14 protein-coding genes and 1 pseudogene are annotated in these 18,344 nt (G+C 68.2%); 4 read left to right on the forward strand and 11 right to left on the reverse strand.

The genetic code is table 11. The features are described 5' to 3' along the window. Positions 1-2 precede the first annotated feature (2 nt). From hemA to gatC, 11 genes and pseudogenes are all read right to left on the reverse strand, one after another. Positions 3-1,255: pseudogene (gene hemA / locus H9L41_RS00115) on the reverse strand (glutamyl-tRNA reductase). A 287-nt stretch (positions 1,256-1,542) separates the two neighbouring features. Beyond that, positions 1,543-2,319: a transporter substrate-binding domain-containing protein gene (locus tag H9L41_RS00120; protein ID WP_187523625.1), complete on the reverse strand. Its 777-nt coding sequence runs from the start codon at positions 2,317-2,319 to the stop codon at positions 1,543-1,545. A gap of 497 nt (positions 2,320-2,816) precedes the next feature. Then, positions 2,817-4,097 carry a phosphoribosylamine--glycine ligase gene (gene purD, locus H9L41_RS00125; RefSeq protein WP_028447262.1) on the reverse strand — a complete coding sequence of 427 codons (1,281 nt, stop codon included), beginning with the start codon at positions 4,095-4,097 and terminating at the stop codon, positions 2,817-2,819. Positions 4,098-4,172: 75 nt separating this feature from the next. Then, positions 4,173-5,735: a bifunctional phosphoribosylaminoimidazolecarboxamide formyltransferase/IMP cyclohydrolase gene (gene purH, locus H9L41_RS00130; RefSeq protein WP_028447261.1), complete on the reverse strand. Its 1,563-nt coding sequence runs from the start codon at positions 5,733-5,735 to the stop codon at positions 4,173-4,175. 51 nt (positions 5,736-5,786) lie between these two features. Further along, a complete protein-coding gene (locus H9L41_RS00135; protein WP_028447260.1) occupies positions 5,787-6,023 on the reverse strand; it encodes a helix-turn-helix domain-containing protein in 237 nt (78 codons plus the stop codon). Between the two features lie 98 nt (positions 6,024-6,121). Further along, entirely contained in the window at positions 6,122-7,138 is a 1,017-nt protein-coding gene (dusB, locus tag H9L41_RS00140; RefSeq protein WP_028447259.1) for a tRNA dihydrouridine synthase DusB, read from the reverse strand. A 278-nt stretch (positions 7,139-7,416) separates the two neighbouring features. Next, positions 7,417-8,325 carry a lipid A hydroxylase LpxO gene (gene lpxO / locus H9L41_RS00145; RefSeq protein ID WP_169730222.1) on the reverse strand — a complete coding sequence of 303 codons (909 nt, stop codon included), beginning with the start codon at positions 8,323-8,325 and terminating at the stop codon, positions 7,417-7,419. Positions 8,326-8,332: 7 nt separating this feature from the next. Beyond that, positions 8,333-9,760, reverse strand: coding sequence for an Asp-tRNA(Asn)/Glu-tRNA(Gln) amidotransferase subunit GatB (gatB, locus tag H9L41_RS00150; RefSeq protein ID WP_028447257.1), 1,428 nt, complete (start codon positions 9,758-9,760; stop codon positions 8,333-8,335). Between the two features lie 19 nt (positions 9,761-9,779). Continuing rightward, positions 9,780-11,231 carry an Asp-tRNA(Asn)/Glu-tRNA(Gln) amidotransferase subunit GatA gene (gatA, locus tag H9L41_RS00155; protein ID WP_028447256.1) on the reverse strand — a complete coding sequence of 484 codons (1,452 nt, stop codon included), beginning with the start codon at positions 11,229-11,231 and terminating at the stop codon, positions 9,780-9,782. A 129-nt stretch (positions 11,232-11,360) separates the two neighbouring features. Then, positions 11,361-11,960: a D-sedoheptulose 7-phosphate isomerase gene (gene lpcA, locus H9L41_RS00160; RefSeq protein WP_028447255.1), complete on the reverse strand. Its 600-nt coding sequence runs from the start codon at positions 11,958-11,960 to the stop codon at positions 11,361-11,363. Further along, a complete protein-coding gene (gene gatC / locus H9L41_RS00165) occupies positions 11,957-12,244 on the reverse strand; it encodes an Asp-tRNA(Asn)/Glu-tRNA(Gln) amidotransferase subunit GatC (protein ID WP_028447254.1) in 288 nt (95 codons plus the stop codon). The genes lpcA and gatC overlap by 4 nt, the downstream gene beginning before the upstream one ends. 233 nt (positions 12,245-12,477) lie before the next feature. Here gatC and H9L41_RS00170 point away from each other — a divergent pair, with 233 nt between their 5' ends. From H9L41_RS00170 to rodA, 4 genes are read left to right on the forward strand one after another with little or no spacing between them, the layout of a single operon-like run. Continuing rightward, positions 12,478-13,521, forward strand: coding sequence for a rod shape-determining protein (locus H9L41_RS00170; RefSeq protein ID WP_028447253.1), 1,044 nt, complete (start codon positions 12,478-12,480; stop codon positions 13,519-13,521). 27 nt (positions 13,522-13,548) lie between these two features. Then, positions 13,549-14,502, forward strand: a complete 954-nt coding sequence (gene mreC, locus H9L41_RS00175; protein WP_187523626.1) for a rod shape-determining protein MreC — start codon at positions 13,549-13,551, stop codon at positions 14,500-14,502. Further along, entirely contained in the window at positions 14,502-17,048 is a 2,547-nt protein-coding gene (mrdA, locus tag H9L41_RS00180; protein ID WP_187523627.1) for a penicillin-binding protein 2, read from the forward strand. Before mreC ends, mrdA begins: the two co-directional genes overlap by 1 nt. Next, a complete protein-coding gene (rodA, locus tag H9L41_RS00185; protein ID WP_028447250.1) occupies positions 17,038-18,153 on the forward strand; it encodes a rod shape-determining protein RodA in 1,116 nt (371 codons plus the stop codon). Before mrdA ends, rodA begins: the two co-directional genes overlap by 11 nt. Positions 18,154-18,344: the final 191 nt, after the last annotated feature.

Consider the following 18,344-nt stretch of genomic DNA (forward strand, 5'->3'; position numbering starts at 1 on the left):
CGCTATTCCTCGTCGTGCAGGTGGTAGAGCCGCCGCACGGCGTCGACCAGGCCGGACTGCTGGCTGGCGTCGCCCTGGTTCAGCGCGGCGAGCGGGGCATGCAGGAACTTGTTGCTGAGCGTGAGCGAGAGCGATTCGAGCACCGCGGCCGGCTCCTCGCCCTTGGCCAAGAGCTTCATGGCGCGTTCGAGCTCGTGGCGGCGCAGCCGCTCGGCCTGGTCCTTCAGCGCGCGGATGGTCGGCACCAGCGCGCGGTTGCCGAGCCACAGCATGAAGTCGTCGGCGCCGCGCTCGACGATGGCCTCGGCCGCCACCACCGCCTGCTCGCGCTCGGCGCGGCCCTGGCGCACCACTTCGGCCAGGTCGTCGACGGTATAGAGGTAGATGTCGGCCAGCTGGCCGACCTCCGGCTCGACATCGCGCGGCACCGCCAGGTCGACCATGAAGATCGGCCGGTGCTTGCGCGCGCGGATGGCGCGCTCGACCGCGCCGAGGCCGATGATCGGCAGCTGGCTGGCCGTGCTGGTGACCACGATGTCGTAGCCGGCCATGCGGTCGGGCAGCTCGGCCAGCGCGAAGGCATCGCCGCCGTACTGCGCCGCCAGCGCCTGGCCGCGCTCGAGCGTGCGGTTGGCGACGCTGAGCCGGCGCGGCTGCCGGGCGGCGAAATGGGTGGCGCACAGCTCGATCATTTCGCCGGCGCCGATGAACAGCACCTTGAGTTCGGCGATGTCGGGGAAGATGCGCTCGGCCAGCTTGACCGCCGCGGCGGCCATCGACACCGAGTTGGCGCCGATCGCGGTCTGCGTGCGCACGTCCTTGGCGACCGAGAAGGCGCGCTGGAACAGGCCGTTGAGCGTGGGCCGAGCGTGCCGGCCGCCTGCGCCTCGTTCACCGCGTCCTTGAGCTGGCCGAGGATCTGGGTCTCGCCCAGCACCATCGAATCGAGCCCGGCGGCGACGCGGAAGGCATGGCGCGCGGCTTCGCGCTCGGGCAGGCGGTAGAGGTAGGGATCGATCTCGTCGGGCCTGAGCTGGCGCGATTCGGCCAGCCAGTGCAGCACGGCGGCCTCGTCGCGGGTGGCGGCGTAGACCTCGGTGCGGTTGCAGGTCGAGACGATGGCGGCCTCGTGCACGCCGCGCACGGCACTGAGCTCGGTCACCGCGCGCTGCAATTCCTCGGGCGAGAAGGCGAGCTTCTCCCGCACCGCGATGGGCGCGGTCTCGTGGTTGAGGCCGAGGGCGAACAGCGACATGCGAGCGTTGGAAGGCAGGAAAGGGCGGAATTCTACCGCAGCGGCCCGGGCCGGGGCGAACCGTGCTGCGGGAAAGCCTTGCAATGCCAAGCGCTTAGATGCGCTCTCGGCCAGCGCTGGATGGTGCCGGAAGCACCTGTGAATGCGCTTGCCAGGGTCAGGGGCAGATCCACACGGCGCTGAAAATCTTGTCGGCTTCTCCCGTCGCGGCCCGGGTTTGCGTCATTCCCGTTCCCGCAAAAGCATAAAGCCCGGCGAGGGCGGGCTTTATGCGGGGTCGGGCTCGATTACTTCGCGGTGATCTTGAACAAGCGCATCAGCGGCGCATTGGTCTGCGGGCCGAACCAGCGGTTGAAGATCTTGTCGGCTTCGCCCGACTGCTCGGCTTCGACCAGGGCACTGTTCACCTCTGCCAGCAGGCGCTTCTCGCCCTTGCGCACGGCGATGCCGTAGACCTCGATCGAGATGGTCACGTTGGGGATCTCGAACTGCGCCTTCTTCGGCATCTTGTTCAGCAGGCCGGCGAGGATCGGCTCGTCGGTCGACACCGCGTCGAGCGAGCCCTGGCCCAGCGCCTTGAAGGCCTCGTCGTAGTCGGGGAACAGCACCACGTTGGCGCTCGGCATCTCCTTGCGCAGCTGCTTCTCCGAGGTCGAGCCGCTGGCGGTGCCGATGGCGGCGGTGGTCAGGTCCTCGATCGAGTTGACCTTGCCCTTGCGCACCACGAACTTCTGGCCGGTGATGAAGTAGCCATAGCTGAAGTCGACCTGCTTCTCGCGCTCGGCGTTCTTGGTCATCGTGGCGATGATCATGTCGACGTCCTTGGACTGCAGCGCGGGAATGCGCTGCGCCGACTCGACCGCCTTGACCGTCAGCTTCACGCCGAGCTTCTTGGCGATGGCCGCCGCGAAGTCGACGTCGTAGCCCGAGATGGTCTGCGTCTTGGTGTTCAGCACGCCGAACGGCGGCGTCGAGTCCTTCACGCCGACCACCAGGGTGCCACGCTTCCTGATCTCGTCGAGGTCATCCGCCACCGCCGCGGACAGCAGGCCCAAAGCCAGCACAACCCCGAGTAATCGTTTGAATATCATGGTTTTTCTCCGTATTAGCGAAAGCTGATTGCTTTCGTCATGGGCGCGCACGCTATGTCAACTGAGTTATGGACGCCATTAGGGAAAGCGCCAGGCCGTCGGGCGTAAAAATGCCCGCGCGAGGCGGGCTATGGCTTGCAGATGGGTATGGAGGACCGCCGAACGACGAACGGCGGTGGAAGCGGGTAGATTCGCGGCTGAAGCCGCTCCTACAGAAGGACGCTGCAGTACGTGTATGGCAATGTGCCTGGCGCTAACCAAAGTTTCTACGGAGATCGAACGAGCGCAGCGAGGCTCCCTCTGGCCCACCCACGAAGTCTGCGACTTCGTGGGGACCCCCGGGGCGGCGAGGGCGGGGGAGTAGGGAGAAATCAGGGCCTGCCGCAGGTCGATGACTCGCTGCGGATGAACCCCCGGCTAGGCCGGGGCTGCACAGCAGGTTTCGGGATCGCTTAAGGCAAGAAAAAGCCCTAGGCGGGCTTTCTTCCGATCGCCCGGAAGCCGATGTCGGTACGGAACTGGATGCCGTCGAAGTGGATATGGTCGATCACCTCGTAGGCGCGCTTCTGCGCGATCTTCACGCTGTCGCCCAGCGCGGTCACGCACAGCACGCGGCCGCCGCTGGTCACCACCTCGTCGCCCTGCATCGCGGTACCGGCGTGGAACACGTGGACGTCCTCGGTGCGCTCGATCGGCAGGCCGCGGATCACGTCGCCCTTGCGCGGCGCGTCCGGGTAGCCGGCGGCGGCCAGCACCACGCCGAGCGCGACGCGGCGGTCCCACTCGGCCTCGGCCGCGTCGAGCGTACCGTTGACCGCATGCTCGACCAGGCCGACCAGGTCGGACTTCAGCCGCGACATGATCGGCTGGGTTTCCGGATCGCCCATTCGGCAGTTGAACTCGACCACGTTGACCGCGCCGTCGTCGGACACCATCAGGCCGGCGTAGAGGAAGCCGGTATAGGGGATGCCGTCCTTCGCCATGCCGGCGACCGTGGGCAGGATCACCTCGCGCATCGCCCGCGCGTGCACGGCCGGCGTCACCACCGGCGCCGGCGAATAGGCGCCCATGCCGCCGGTGTTGGGGCCCTGGTCGTCGTCGAGCAGGCGCTTGTGATCCTGGCTGCTGGCCAGCGGCAGCACGTGCTTGCCGTCGACCATCACGATGAAGCTGGCTTCCTCGCCCTTGAGGAAGTCCTCGATCACCACCCGCGCGCCGGCGTCGCCCATCTTGTTGTCCAGCAGCATGGCGTCGATGGCGGCGTGCGCCTCGTCGAGCGTCATGGCCACGATCACGCCCTTGCCGGCGGCCAGGCCGTCGGCCTTGATCACGATCGGCGCACCGCGCTCGGCGACGTAGGCATGGGCCTCGGCGGCCACGGCGAAGGTCCGGTACTGGGCGGTCGGGATGCCGTGCCGGCTCATGAAGGCCTTGGCGAAGTCCTTCGAGCTCTCGAGCTGGGCGGCGGCGCGGGTCGGGCCGAAGATCTTCAGCCCGGCGGCGCGGAAGGCGTCGACCACGCCGGCCGCCAGCGGCGCCTCGGGGCCGACCACGGTCAGGGTGACGTGCTCGCGGCGGGCGAATTCGACCAGCTCGGCGATGTCGGTGATGGGTACGTTGGTCAGCCCCGGCTCGCGCGCCGTGCCGGGGTTGCCGGGCGCCACGAAGGTCTTGCCGACGCGCGGCGACTGGGCGATTTTCCAGGCCAGCGCGTGTTCGCGGCCGCCGGCGCCGATGACGAGGATGTTCATGCTTGGGAACCTGTGAAAGGTGAAAACTGAAAGGCGAGGCGCACCGTGGTGCGCCTCATCCCGGCCCGCGATGCATCAATGCCGGAAGTGCCGCACCCCGGTCACCACCATGGCGATGCCATGCTCGTCGGCCGCCGCGATCACTTCCTCGTCGCGCATCGAGCCGCCCGGCTGGACGATCGCGCTGACGCCGTTCTCGGCGATCACGTCGACGCCGTCGCGGAACGGGAAGAAGGCGTCCGAGGCGCAGACCGAGCCCTTGAGGTCGAGGCCGGCGTTCCTGGCCTTGATGGCGGCGATCCTGGTCGAATCGACGCGGCTCATCTGGCCGGCGCCGACGCCGAGGGTCTGGCCGCGGCCGCAGAACACGATGGCGTTCGACTTGACGAACTGGGCCACGCGCCAGGCGAACAGCAGGTCGTTCAGTTGCTCGGCGGTCGGCGCCAGCTTGGTGACGACCTTGAACTCGGCCGCCGTGATGCGGTGCACGTCGGGCGTCTGCACCAGGAGGCCGCCGCCGACGCGCTTGAGGTCGTAGCGGTTGGCGCCGTCGGAGAGCGGCACTTCGAGCACGCGCACGTTCTTCTTGGCGGCGATGATGGACTTGGCTTCTTCGCTGAAGGCCGGCGCGATCAGCACTTCGAGGAACTGGCCGGTGACCGCCTCCACGGTGGCGGCGTCGACTTCGCGGTTGAAGGCGATGATGCCGCCGAAGGCGCTGGTGGTGTCGGTGGCGAAGGCCAGCTTGTAGGCCGTCAGCGTGTCGGCCGCGATGGCCACGCCGCAGGGGTTGGCGTGCTTGACGATCACGCAGGCCGGTTGGTCGAAGGCCTTGACGGCCTCCCAGGCGGCATCCGAATCGGCGATGTTGTTGTAGCTCAGCTCCTTGCCCTGCAGCTGGCGGTAGCCGGCCAGGCTGCCGGCGGCCGGGTCGAGGTCGCGGTAGAAGGCGGCGCTCTGGTGCGGGTTCTCGCCGTAGCGCATGTCCTGCACTTTCTCGAACTGCAGGTTCAGCCGCTGCGGGAAGGCCAGCTTGTCGCCGTCGTCGGTCAGGCCGGTCAGGTAGTTGCTGATCGCGCCGTCGTAGGCGGCAGTATGGCTGAAAGCCTTCTGCGCCAGCTTGCGGCGGGTGACCGGGCCGAGGCTGCCGTCGCCCGCGCGCATTTCCTCGATCAGGCCGGCGTAGTCGGCCGCATCGGTGACGATGGCGACGAAGGCGTGGTTCTTGGCGCTCGAGCGCACCATGGCCGGGCCGCCGATGTCGATGTTCTCGATCGCGTCGGCGAAGCTGCAGCCGGGCTTGGCGATGGTCGCCTCGAACGGGTACAGGTTCACGCACACCAGGTCGATGTTGCCGATGCCGTGCTCGGCCATGGTGGCGACGTGCTCGGGCAGGTCGCGGCGGCCGAGGATGCCGCCGTGGATCTTCGGATGCAGCGTCTTGACGCGGCCGTCCAGCATCTCGGGGAAGCCGGTGTAGTCGGCCACTTCGATCACCGGCAGGCCGGCGTCGGCCAGCAGCTTGGCGGTGCCGCCGGTGGACAGCAGCTCGACGCCGAAGCCGTGCAGCGCCTGGGCGAATTCGAGGACGCCGGTTTTATCGGACACGCTGATCAGCGCGCGTTGGATCTTGACCATGGTTGCTAGCTCTTGGATGGCTGGGAAGGAAATCGGGATGGGGCGGCCGGCTCAGATCAGGTCGTGTTCCTGCATCTTCTTGCGCAGCGTGTTGCGGTTGATGCCGAGCAGTTCGGCGGCGCGCGTCTGGTTGCCCTGGGCCTTGTCGAGCACCACCTGCAGCATCGGCTTCTCGACCTTGGCCAGCACCATGTCGTAGATCGCCTGCGGTTCCTCGCCGTCCAGGTCGCGGAAGTACTGCTCCAGGGCATCGCGGACGGCGCTGCAGATCTGATCGTTGCTCGACATGTTCAAGGGTCCCCTCGGTGAGGCGGCGGCGCGGGCGATGGCACGGCTGGCGCAACGGCCAGGCGGCCGGTGCGGCACTGCCAATACGGTTCAAATGACTAGGCGGCGATCGCCGCCACGTCGTCCTGGTAGCTCAATCGTTCGGATTCGCGCCCGAGGCGCGAGAAGTATTCGTGCACGGCGGCGAGCTGCTCGGCCGTGCTGTCCAGCGCGTACATGCGCTGGCGGAATTCGTTGGCGCCACGCAGCCCGCTGGTGTACCAGGCGATGTGCTTGCGCGCGATGCGGCAGCCCGAGTATTCGCCGTGGAAACGGTAGTGGTCGTCCAGGTGCTCGATCAGGATGGCGTGGACCTCGTCCACGCGCGGCGGCGGCAGGTGCTGGCCGGTGGCCAGGAAGTGGCCGATCTCGCGGAAGATCCACGGCCGGCCCTGGGCGGCGCGGCCGATCATCACGGCGTCGGCGCCGGTCTCGGCCAGCACCGCGCGCGCCTTCTCGGGCGAGTCGATGTCGCCGTTGGCGACCACCGGGATCTTGAGCAGGCGCTTCACCTCGCCGATCAGGCCGTAGCGCGCCTGGCCCTTGTACATGTCCTCGCGGGTGCGGCCGTGCAGCGCCAGCGCGGCGATGCCGGCGTCCTCGGCGATGCGGGCCACGCGCAGCACGTTCTCTTCGCCGTTGGCGTAGCCGAGCCGGGTCTTGAGCGTGACCGGCACGTCGACCGCGCCGACCACCGCCTCGAGGATGCGCTTCACCCGGTCCTCGTCCTTGAGCAGCGCCGAGCCGGCCAGCACGTTGCAGACCTTCTTGGCCGGGCAGCCCATGTTGATGTCGATGATCTGGGCGCCGGCGGCGACGTTGTGGCGCGCGGCCTCGGCCAGCTGGGCCGGGTCGCTGCCGGCGATCTGCACCGCCACCGGGGCCAGCTCGCCGTCGAAGTTGGCGCGCCGCCGGGTCTTGGCGGTGCCGTACAGCATCGCGTTGGCGGTGATCATCTCGCTCACCGCGTGGCCCGCGCCGAGCCGCTTGCACAGCATGCGGAACGGCCGATCGGTCACGCCCGCCATGGGGGCGACGATCAGCTTGTTGCGCAGTGTGTAGGGGCCGATTTGCATGGGCGACGGTGGGTGCGTTGGGGCAGAGAAAGCAAAACCGCTGGAAAACGAAGCGGTTCGAGTCCAGCGGTACGGCGCGCATTCTACCGCCGGCCCGATCGTTCGCGAAGCTATTTCGCTTAATTTTTGAGCAGATGCCGATAGCATGAACGCAATCGGCGCGGGCAACGGCGGCGATCGGCCGCGATCGTCGCCTTGCGCCGGCGGCGCGGCGCCACTGCCGTCGGGACGTGAAAAAGGCCACCGGTACCGGTGGCCTCTGTCGGCAAGGCGCGGGGCTAGACCAGTACGAAGATCGCCAGCAGCGCGAGGAACAGCGCCCACTTGAGCAGGTAGTACAGCGTGCGGTTCTTCGCCTTGACCCGCTTGCCCCACAGCCGCACCTGCTGGATGTAGCCGAAGGCCTTGTTGATGCCGCCGGTGCGGTCGCCCTCGCGGTTGGGCGCGGCGGCGGCGCCGATCAGGTAGCGGCTGACGAAGCGGTTGAGCCAGGTGGCCGGCAGCAGCCACAGCGGCCGCTCGATGTCGCAGAACAGGATGATGCGGTTGCGGTCGGTGGTGTTCTCGGCGTAGTGCAGGTAGGTCTCGTCGAACATCACCGGCTCGCCGTCGCGCCAGCTGTAGCGCTGGCCGTCGACGTCGATGAAGCAGCGGTCGTCGTTCGGCGTGGCGAGGCCCAGGTGGTAGCGCAGCGAGCCGGCGAACGGATCGCGGTGGCGCACCAGCCGCGCGCCCGGCGGCAGCGCGGCGAACATGGCGGCCTTCACGCTGGGGATGTCGCGCAGCAGCGCGGTCGTCACCGGGCACAGTTCGGCTGCCGAGGGGTGGGCCTCGTCGTACCACTTCAGGTAGAAGCGCTTCCAGCCGGTCTTGAAGAAGGAATTGAAGCCGGCGTCGTTGTACTTGTCCGAGGCCTTGATGTCGCCGGTGTCGTACAGCTTCTCGCCCTCGACGCGGATCGCCTGCCAGTTGTCCTGCAGCACCTTCAGTTCCGGGAAGCGATCGACCGGCAGGTAGGGCGTGCTCGGGATCTTCGAGAACAGGTACATGAAGCAGTTGATCGGCGCCATGAAGGTCGAGTGGTCGCTCAACTGCCGCCAGAAGCCCAGCCGCACGCGGCCGCGCAGGTGGACGTAGACGGTGGAGGCGACGAAGGCGGCGAGGATCGCCCACTTGATCGGGGACATCGGCTTCCTAACTCAACTTGCGGCGAAGGATTTCGTTGATCGTGGCCGGATCGGCCTTGCCCTTGGCCGCCTTCATGCACTGGCCGACCAGCGCGTTGAAGGCCTTCTCCTTGCCGGCGCGGAACTCGGCCACCATGGCGGCGTTGGCGGCCAGGATCTCGTCGACCAGCGCCTCGATCGCGCCGCTGTCGGTGGTCTGCTTGAGGCCCAGCTCGTCGATCAGCGCGTCGGCATCCTTGCCCGATTCCCACATCGCGCGCAGCACGTCCTTGGCCGACTTGTTGTTGACGGTCTTGTCCATCACCCGGCGGATCAGGCCGGCCAGCTGCGCCGGTGCCACCGGGCTGTCGGCGATGTCGCGCTCCTCGCGGTTCAGCGCGGCCGAGACGTCGCCCATGATCCAGTTGCCGGCCAGCTTGGCGTCGGCGCCGGCCGCCACGGTCGCTTCGTAGTAGGCGGCGGTTTCCTTGGTGGCGGTCAGCATGCGCGCGTCGTAGGCCGGGATGCCGTACTGCGCCTCGAAGCGCGCCTGCATCGCCTCGGGCAGCTCGGGCAGCTCGCTCTTCACGCGCTCGATCCAGGCTTCGTCGATCACCAAGGGCGGCAGGTCCGGATCGGGGAAGTAGCGGTAGTCGTGCGCGTCTTCCTTGCTGCGCATCATCCGTGTCTCGCCGGTATCGGGGTCGAACAGCACGGTGGCCTGCTGGATCTTGCGGCCGTCCTCGATCTCGCCGATCTGCCACTGCACCTCGTACTTGATCGCCTGCTCCATGAACTTGAAGCTGTTGAGGTTCTTGATCTCGCGCCGGGTGCCGAACTCGGCCTGGCCCTTGGGGCGCACCGAGACGTTGACGTCGCAGCGGAACGAGCCTTCCTGCATGTTGCCGTCGCAGATGCCGATCCAGGTGACCAGGCTGTGCAGCGCGCGCGCATAGGCGACCGCCTCGGCCGAGGAGCGCATGTCGGGCTCCGAGACGATCTCGAGCAGCGGCGTGCCGGCGCGATTGAGGTCGATGCCGCTCATGCCGTGGAAGTCCTCGTGCACCGACTTGCCGGCGTCTTCCTCGAGGTGGGCGCGGGTCAGCCGGATCACCTTGTCCTCGTCGCCGACGCGGATGGTGATGGCGCCGCCCTCGACCACCGGCAGCTCGAACTGGCTGATCTGGTAGCCCTTGGGCAGGTCGGGGTAGAAGTAATTCTTGCGGGCGAACACCGACTTGCGGTTGATCCTGGCGCCGATGGCGAGGCCGAAGCGGATCGCCTTGTCGACCGCCGCCCGGTTCATCACCGGCAGCGCGCCGGGCAGCGCGATGTCGACCGTGGCGGTCTGGGTGTTGGGCGCGGCGCCGAAGGCGGTGCTGGCGGCCGAGAAGATCTTCGATTGGGTCGAGAGCTGGGTGTGGATTTCCAGCCCGATGACGACTTCCCATTGCATCTTTGTACGTCCTCGTCGATTACAGCGCCGGCGCGCGGGTATGCCAGTCGGTCGCCAGCTGGAACTGGTGGGCGATGTTGCACAGCCTGGCCTCGGCGAAGTAGTCGCCGATCAGTTGCAGGCCGACCGGCCGGCCGTCGGCGCCGAAGCCGACCGGGTGGGCGATGCCGGGCAGACCGGCCAGGTTCACGCCCAGCGTGTAGATGTCCTCGAGATACATCGCGACCGGGTCGTCGCCCTTGGCGCCGAGGGTCCAGGCGGTGGTCGGCGCGGCCGGCGCGGCGATCACGTCGCACTGGGCGAGGCCCTTCTGGAAGTCCTCGGCCAGGAGGCGGCGCACTTTCTGCGCCTTCAGGTAGTAGGCGTCGTAGTAGCCGTGGCTCAGCACGTAGGTGCCGGTCAGGATGCGGCGCTTGGTCTCCCAGCCGAAGCCTTCGGCGCGGCTCTTCTCGTACATGTCGACCAGGTCGGCGTACTCGGCGGCGCGATGGCCGTAGCGCACGCCGTCGAAGCGGCTCAGGTTGCTCGAGGCCTCGGCCGGCGCGATCACGTAGTAGGCCGGGATGGCCAGCTCGGTGCGCGGCAGGCTGATCTCGACCACTTCGGCGCCGAGCTTGCGGTATTCGGCCAGCGCCGCCTCGATCGCGGCGGCCACGTCGCCGGCGAGGCCGGGCCCGAAGTATTCGCGCGGCAGGCCGATGCGCAGGCCGGCCAGCGGGCGGTCGAGATCGCGGGTGTAGTCCTCGGCCGGCCGCTCCAGGCTGGTCGAGTCGCGGGCGTCGAAGCCGGCCATCACGTTCAGGAGCAGCGCGCAGTCCTCGGCGGTCTGGGCCAGCGGGCCGCCCTGGTCGAGGCTGGAGGCGTAGGCCACCATGCCGTAGCGGCTGACCACGCCGTAGGTCGGCTTGAGGCCGGTGATGCCGCAGAAGGCGGCCGGCTGGCGGATCGAGCCGCCGGTGTCGGTGGCGGTGGCGGCCGGCGCCAGCCGTGCGGCGACCGCGGCGGCCGAGCCGCCCGAGCTGCCGCCGGGCACCGCGCTGCGGTCCCACGGGTTGCGCACCGGGCCGAAGGCGCTGTTCTCGTTCGACGAGCCCATGGCGAACTCGTCCATATTGGTGCGGCCGAGCGTGACCAGGCCGGCGGCCTTGCAGCGCTCGATCACGCCGGCGTCGTAGGGCGAAACGAAGTTCTCCAGCATCTTCGAGCCGCAAGTGGTCTTCCAGCCTTCGGCGCAGTAGATGTCCTTGTGGGCGATCGGCACGCCGGTCAGCGGGCCGGCCTGGCCGGCGGCGCGCGCGGCGTCGGCCGCGTTCGCCATCGCCAGCGTGCGGTCGCGGTCGACGGTGATGAAGGCGTTGAGCGCGCCGTCGGTGGCCTCGATCTTGGCCAGGTAGTCGGTGGCCAGCTCGGTGGCCGAGGTCTGGCCGGCGGCGAGCAGCGCCGCGGCTTGTTTGAGGGTGTGCGTCGTCATGCGAGCTTTCGGAATCTTGGGTGAGGCGCGAACGGTGAATCGGTCGAACGCGGCTTTCGCTCGGGCGGTCCGGTGCAGGTCCAACAGGCAGCGGACTGCGCGGCGAGCCTACGTTTCACATTTCACGTTTCACTTTTCACCGTCTTCGACATAGCCCATGCCCTGCTCGACCAGGCCGATCAGGATATGGATGACCTTGATGTGGATTTCCTGGATGCGGTCGGCATAGCCGAAATGCGGCACCACGATCTCGACGTCGGCCTGGCCGCGGAGATGGCCGCCGTCCTTGCCCAGCAGCAGGACCACTTTCATGCCGCGCGCGCGCGCCGCTTCCACGCCGCGCACGATGTTCTTCGAATTGCCGCTGGTGCTGATGCCGAGGAACACGTCGCCGGCCTGGCCGACGCCCTCGATGAAGCGCGAGAACACGTGGTCGAAGCCGTAGTCGTTGCCGACGCAGGACAGGTGCGACGGGTCGGACACCGCGATGGCGCCGAGCGCCGGGCGATCGTCGCGGTAGCGGCCGGTCAGCTCCTCGGCGAAGTGCATGGCGTCGCAGTGCGAGCCGCCGTTGCCGGCCGAGATCACCTTGCGGCCGTCCTTGAACTGGGCGACCAGCAATTGCGCGGCGGCCTCGACGCTGGCGACGAAGCCGTCGTCGGCCAGCACGCGCTCGAGCAGCGCGCGGGCCTCGTCGAGCGAGGCGCGGATCGATGCTGCGGCGCTCATTCGATGACCTTGGGGACGAGGTAGAGGCCGTTCTCGACCGCCGGTGCGACGGCCTGGAACTTGTCGCGCCGGTCGGGCTCGGACGCGGTGTCCTCGCGCAGCCGCAGGGCCACGTCGCGGGCGTGGCTCATCGGCTCGACGCCGTCGGTGTCGACGGCCTGCAATTGCTCGATCAGGCCGAAAATGCCATTGAGCTTGTCACGGGTCTCGGCGACCTCGGCCTCGCTGACGCGCAAGCGCGCCAGACGGGCGATCCGACGGACGTCGGCATCGGTCAGGGACATGTGGAAAACCCCTTCATTTCTTTAATCTCGGTAGCGGCTTAGGGTAACATACCGGGTTTACCGCGCCCAAGCCTCGGGGAAACGCGCGACCGCCTCGGCGGGCACGCAAGGCGTTGACTCCCAAGGACAAAAGCTAATCGGCCGGTAGAGGGACATTCATGGCGGCGGGCCGCCCTCGCAGACCGCCGCATCGGGTGCCGCGCACCCCGGACAATGCATACGGATTGACACTAATGATCGGATCTCTGAGCGGTTATTTCTCCAACGACCTGGCCATCGACCTGGGCACGGCCAACACCCTGATCTTCGTGTCGGGCAAGGGCATCGTGCTCGACGAGCCCTCGGTGGTCGCCATCCAGCAGGAAGGCGGCCCGAGCGCCAAGAAGACCATCCTCGCCGTCGGCGCCGAAGCCAAGAAGATGCTGGGCCGCACGCCCGGCAGCATCACCGCCATCCGGCCGATGAAGGATGGCGTGATCGCCGACTTCACCATCACCGAGCAGATGCTCAAGCAGTTCATCAAGAAGGTGAACCCGTCGCGCCTGTTCGCCGCCAGCCCGCGCATCGTGATCTGCGTGCCCTGCGGCTCGACCCAGGTCGAGCGCCGCGCGATCAAGGAATCGGCGCTCGGCGCCGGCGCCCGCAAGGTCGAGCTGATCGAGGAGCCGATGGCGGCCGCGATCGGCGCCGGCCTGCCGGTCGAGGAAGCCACCGGCTCGATGGTGGTCGACATCGGCGGCGGCACCACCGAGGTCGGCGTGATCTCGCTCGGCGGCATCGTCTACGCCAGCTCGGTGCGGGTCGGCGGCGACAAGTTCGACGAGTCGATCATCAATTACATCCGCCGCAACTACGGCATGCTGATCGGCGAGACCACCGCCGAAGAGATCAAGAAGCGCATCGGCTCGGCCTTCCCCGGCGCCGAAGTGCGCGAGATGGAAGTGAAGGGCCGCAACCTGGCCGAGGGCATCCCGCGCTCGTTCACCATCTCGTCCAACGAGATCCTCGAGGCGCTGACCGAGCCTTTGAACCAGATCGTGTCGGCGGTGAAGCAGGCGCTGGAGCAGACCCCGCCCGAACTCGGCGCCGACATCGCCGAGAAGGGCATGGTGCTGACCGGCGGCGGCGCGCTGCTGCGCGACCTCGACCGCCTCTTGATGGAAGAGACCGGCCTGCCCGTCATCGTCGCCGACGATCCGCTGACCTGCGTGGTGCGCGGTTCGGGCCGGGCGCTCGAGAAGATGGACAAGGTGGGGACGATCTTCACCAACGACTGACGTCGTGCGAGGCGGGAGGTGTGAGGGGTGAGGTGTAAAAGCATTCACGCCTCACCCCTCGCGCCTTACCCCTCACATCCATATGCAAGCCACCATCCAGCCCGCCTTCTTCAAGCAGGGCCCCGGCCGTTCACGCGGCTGGCGATCTATGCCAGCCTGTCGCTGGCGCTGCTGGTCGTCGACCTGCGCTGGCACATCCTGCAGCCGGTGCGCGAGGTCGTCTCGGCCGCGCTGTATCCGCTGCAATGGCTCGCCACCGCGCCGGTCTCGCTGGGCCACCGCATCGGCGACTTCGTCGAGACCCAGACCGCGCTGCAGCAGGAGAACCGCCGCCTGCAGGACGAGCGCCTGCTCGCCAACGCGCGCCTGTTGCGCTATGAGGCGCTCGAGCAGGAGAACGCCCAGCTGCGCGCGCTGCTGATCACGCGCGAGCAGCATCACGGCCGCGGCAATCTGACCGAGGTGCTCTACAACGACCGCGATCCGTATACCGCCAAGCTGGTGGTCGACCGCGGCGAGACCGCCGGCGTGAAGCCGGGCCAGGTGGTGATCGATCCGCTCGGCGTGGTCGGCCAGGTGACGCGGGTCCAGCCGTTCACCGCCGAGGTCACCCTGGTGCTGCACAAGAACCAGCCGGTGCCGGTGCAGGTGGTGCGCAACGGCCTGCGCACCGTGGTCTACGGCAGCGGGCCCAAGAGCCCGCTCGAGGTGCGCTGGATGCCGCTCAACGCCGACATCCGCAACGACGACATGCTGGTCACCTCGGGCATCGACGGCACCTACCCGTCCGGCCTGCCGGTGGCCAAGGTCAGCCGGGTCGACCGCAACGCCGGTTCCGCCTTCGCCCAGGTCAGCGCCGAGCCGGCCGCCGACGTCGACAAGCACCGTTTCCTGCTGATCCTCGACGAGCGCCTCGAGATGCCCAAGCGTCCCGACGAGCCGCCGCCCGCGCAGCGCAAGAAGAAGAAGGAGGCCGACTGATGCCGGTCTCGAGCCAGCTGCTCAAGCCGATGAAGCTGCGCTTCATCGTGTTCACCGTCCTGTTGGCGCTCACGCTGGCGCTGATCCCCTGGGGCCAGACCGCGCGCGCCATCCTGCCCGACTTCGTCGCGCTGATCCTGCTCTACTGGTGCATGAACCAGCCGCGCCACGTCGGCGTCGGCTGGGCCTTCTGGCTCGGCCTGATGCTCGACATCGCCGACGGCGCGCTGCTGGGCCAGCACGCCTTCGCCTATTGCCTGACCAGCTGGGCGGTACTGGCGCGCCATCGCCAGCTCGGCATGTTCCCGCTGTGGCAGCAGGCGCTCTACGTCGGCCCGCTGCTGCTGGCCAACCAGCTGATCATGCTGGTGCTGCGCCTCCTCACCGGCAGCGCCTTCCCCGGCTGGCTGATCTTCGCCGGCCCCTGGTCGGCATGCTGCTGTGGCCGCTCTTGTGCCAGCTGCTGCAGATCCCGCAGCGGGTCGATCGCCCGGCCGAAATCCAGTCATGATCCGCCGCTCCCATCCGCGCGCCCTGCCGGCGTCTCGCGCATGAGCCGCCGCACCGTCCTGCGCGACCACCACGGCGAGCGCTACAGCTTCCAGCTGCGGCTCCTGGTCGCCATCACCGGCGTGCTGGCCGGCTTCGCCGTGCTGCTCGGCCGCTTCAGCTATCTGCAGGTGATGCAGCACGACAAGTACCACACGCTGGCCGAATCGAACCGCATCTCGCTGGTGCCGATCCCGCCCTCGCGCGGCATCATCACCGACCGCAACGGCGTGGTGCTGGCCCACAACTATTCGGCCTATACGCTCGAGGTGACGCCGTCGCGGCTCGACGGCACGCTCGAGGACAAGCTCAACCAGCTCGGCGAAGTGGTCGAGATCACGCCCAAGGACCGCCGCCGCTTCAAGAAGATGCTGGAAGAGAGCAAGGCCTTCGAGTCGCTGCCGATCAAGACCCGGCTGACCGACGAGGAGGTGGCGCGCTTCGCCGCCCAGGCCTTCCGCTTCCCGGGCGTCGAGATCAAGGCGCGGCTGTTCCGCGACTACCCGATGGGCGAGTCGGCCTCGCACCTGATCGGCTATATCGGCCGCATCAACGACCGCGACCTCGACAACCTGACCGCCGATGGACGGATCGCCAATTACAAGGGCACCGACCACATGGGCAAGTTCGGCCTGGAGCAGAGCTACGAGAAGTCGCTGCACGGCCAGACCGGCTACGAGGAGGTCGAGACCGATGCCGGCGGCCGCGCGCTGCGCTCGCTGCGGCGCACCCCGCCGGTGTCGGGCGACAACCTGGTGCTGACCGTCGACATCAAGCTGCAGCAGCTGGTCGAGCGCGCCTTCGGCGACCGCAAGGGCGCGCTGGTGGCGATCGAGCCGGCCACCGGCGGCGTGCTGGCGCTGGTGTCGCGGCCCGGCTTCGATCCGAACCTGTTCGTCGACGGCATCGATCCGGTGTCCTGGCGCGAACTGAACGAATCGGAAGACCGGCCGCTGAACAACCGCGCGATCCAGGGCCTTTACCCGCCCGGCTCCACCTTCAAGCCCTTCATGGCGCTGGCCGCGCTCGAGACCGGCAAGCGCCGGCCCGGCGATGCGATCGCCGATCCGGGCTTCTTCACGCTCGGCAACCATACCTGGCGCGACGACCGGCCCGGCGGCCACGGCTACGTCGACATGCTGAAATCCATCGTGGTCAGCTGCGACACCTACTACTACCGCCTCGCCAACGACATGGGCATCGACCTGATCTCGGGCTTCATGGGGCCGCTCGGTTTCGGCCGCAAGACCGGCATCGACCTGCCCGGCGAGAAGGACGGCATCCTGCCCTCGCAGGAATGGAAGCGCCGCTACTTCAAGCGCCGCGACGCCCAGCGCTGGCTGGCCGGCGACACCGTCTCGATCGGCATCGGCCAGGGCTACAACAGCTACACCATCGTGCAGCTGGCGCAGGCCACCGCCACGCTGGTCAACCGCGGCGAGCAATACCGGCCGCACCTGGTGCGCTACGTCGAGGACAGCGTGTCGCGCCAGCGCAGCGTGGTGGAGCCGAAGCCGATCCAGCGCCTGCCGTACAAGAAGGACCACGTCGACTACATCATGCAGGCCATGGTGGCGACCAACCAGGGCGGCACCGCGGCGCGCGCCTTCGCCGGCGCCGGCTACACCTCGGGCGGCAAGACCGGCACCGCGCAGCTGTTCAGCCTGCGCGGCAGCAAGTACAACAAGCACGCGCTGCGCAAGGAGCTGCACGACAACGCGCTGTTCATCGCCTTCGCGCCGGCCGACCAGCCGAAGATCGCGCTGGCCATGGTGTGCGAGAACTGCGGCTTCGGCGCCGAGGCGGCCGCGCCGATCGCGCGCCGCGCCTTCGACTACTACCTGCTGGGCAAGCTGCCGGCCGATACGCCGGCGGTCAGCGCGCCGGCGCAGCCGGCCGACCCGGCGGGCGCCGACGCCGACCCGGAGGCGCCGCCGCCCGGCGGCCAGGCGCAGACGCCGCTGCAGCAATTCATGAGCCGCCGCCATGTGGATTAAGCGTTTCGCCCGCCGTCTCGCCGAGCCGTTCGATCCGTGGCTGCTGCTGTTCGTGGTGCTGCTGGTCGGCGTCAGCCTGCTGACCATCTACTCGGCCTCGAACGAGAGCACCGACAAGATCGTCAGCAAGCTGGTGTCGGTGACGGTGGCGTTCAGCGCGATGTGGCTGGTGGCCAATCTCAAGCCGACCCAGCTGATGTGGCTGGCGCCGCCGATCTACCTGGTCGGCATCGTGCTGCTGGTCGGGGTGGCGCTGTTCGGCGACATCACCAACGGCGCGCGGCGCTGGCTCGACCTCGGCGTGGCGCGCATCCAGCCGTCCGAACTGATGAAGCTGGCGGTGCCGATGCTGCTGGCCTGGTATTTCCAGCGCCACGAATCGAACCTGCACGTACGGCACTTCCTGGTGGCCGCGGTGATGATCGCGCTGCCGCTGGCGCTGGTGTTCAAGCAGCCCGACCTCGGCACCGCCACGCTGATCGCGGCGGCCGGCTTCTACGTGCTGTTCTTCGCCGGCCTGAGCTGGCGGGTGATCCTGCCGCTGGTGCTGGCCGGCTGCGTCGCGGTCTGGTTCGTGGTCGACGTCGATCGCTGCATGATCGTGTTCCACAAGTACCAGTGCGAACGGGTGCAGACCCAGCTCGACCCGATGTCCGATCCGCTCGGCAAGGGCTACCACATCATCCAGGGCACCATCGCGATCGGCTCGGGCGGCGTGCTCGGCAAGGGCTGGCTCAGCGGCACCCAGACCCATCTCGACTTCATCCCCGAGCGCACCACCGACTTCATCTTCGCGGTGTTCGGCGAGGAATTCGGCCTGGTCGGCAACATCGTGCTGCTGCTGCTCTACCTGTGCGTGATCGGCCGCGGGCTGATCATCGCCCACAACGCCTCCAGCCTGTTCGGCCGCCTTCTGGCCGGCGCGCTGACGCTGTCCTTCTTCACCTATGCCTTCGTCAACATGGGCATGGTGTCGGGCATCTTGCCGGTGGTGGGCGTGCCGCTGCCGCTGGTGAGCTATGGCGGCACGGCCATGCTGTCGATCCTGATCGGCTTCGGTATGCTCATGAGCATCCAGCGCGATCGCAAGCTGATGAAACGCTAGTCGGGGCGCGCCTTCGGGTTGTGATGGCCGTTGTGGCAGATCGGCCCGCAGTGCGGGCACCCGGCGGAGCCGGGCGCTTGCGGCCGATGAATCTCCAAGCAGCGGCGCGCCCTGTTTGATTCCAACTCCCCCGCCCTCGCCGCCGCGAGGGAGCCTCGCTTCGCCCGCGTGTGCTTTTAAAGGCAATCGTG

Origin of the sequence: Chitinimonas koreensis (assembly GCF_014353015.1) — a bacterium.
GTDB classification, from domain to species: Bacteria; Pseudomonadota; Gammaproteobacteria; order Burkholderiales; family Chitinimonadaceae; genus Chitinimonas; species Chitinimonas koreensis.

Excerpts from the sequence above, each read along its gene's own strand:
- H9L41_RS00135 (WP_028447260.1), bottom strand. The coding sequence starts at position 6,023 with ATGTCGAGCAACGATCAGATCTGCAGCGCCGTCCGCGATGCCCTGGAG.
- dusB (WP_028447259.1), bottom strand. The coding sequence starts at position 7,138 with ATGCAAATCGGCCCCTACACACTGCGCAACAAGCTGATCGTCGCCCCC.
- rodA (WP_028447250.1), top strand. The coding sequence starts at position 17,038 with ATGTGGATTAAGCGTTTCGCCCGCCGTCTCGCCGAGCCGTTCGATCCG.
- lpxO (WP_169730222.1), bottom strand. The coding sequence starts at position 8,325 with ATGTCCCCGATCAAGTGGGCGATCCTCGCCGCCTTCGTCGCCTCCACC.
- purH (WP_028447261.1), bottom strand. The coding sequence starts at position 5,735 with ATGGTCAAGATCCAACGCGCGCTGATCAGCGTGTCCGATAAAACCGGC.
- gatB (WP_028447257.1), bottom strand. The coding sequence starts at position 9,760 with ATGCAATGGGAAGTCGTCATCGGGCTGGAAATCCACACCCAGCTCTCG.
- H9L41_RS00170 (WP_028447253.1), top strand. The coding sequence starts at position 12,478 with ATGATCGGATCTCTGAGCGGTTATTTCTCCAACGACCTGGCCATCGAC.
- purD (WP_028447262.1), bottom strand. The coding sequence starts at position 4,097 with ATGAACATCCTCGTCATCGGCGCCGGCGGCCGCGAACACGCGCTGGCC.
- lpcA (WP_028447255.1), bottom strand. The coding sequence starts at position 11,960 with ATGAGCGCCGCAGCATCGATCCGCGCCTCGCTCGACGAGGCCCGCGCG.
- gatC (WP_028447254.1), bottom strand. The coding sequence starts at position 12,244 with ATGTCCCTGACCGATGCCGACGTCCGTCGGATCGCCCGTCTGGCGCGC.
- mrdA (WP_187523627.1), top strand. The coding sequence starts at position 14,502 with ATGCCGGTCTCGAGCCAGCTGCTCAAGCCGATGAAGCTGCGCTTCATC.
- gatA (WP_028447256.1), bottom strand. The coding sequence starts at position 11,231 with ATGACGACGCACACCCTCAAACAAGCCGCGGCGCTGCTCGCCGCCGGC.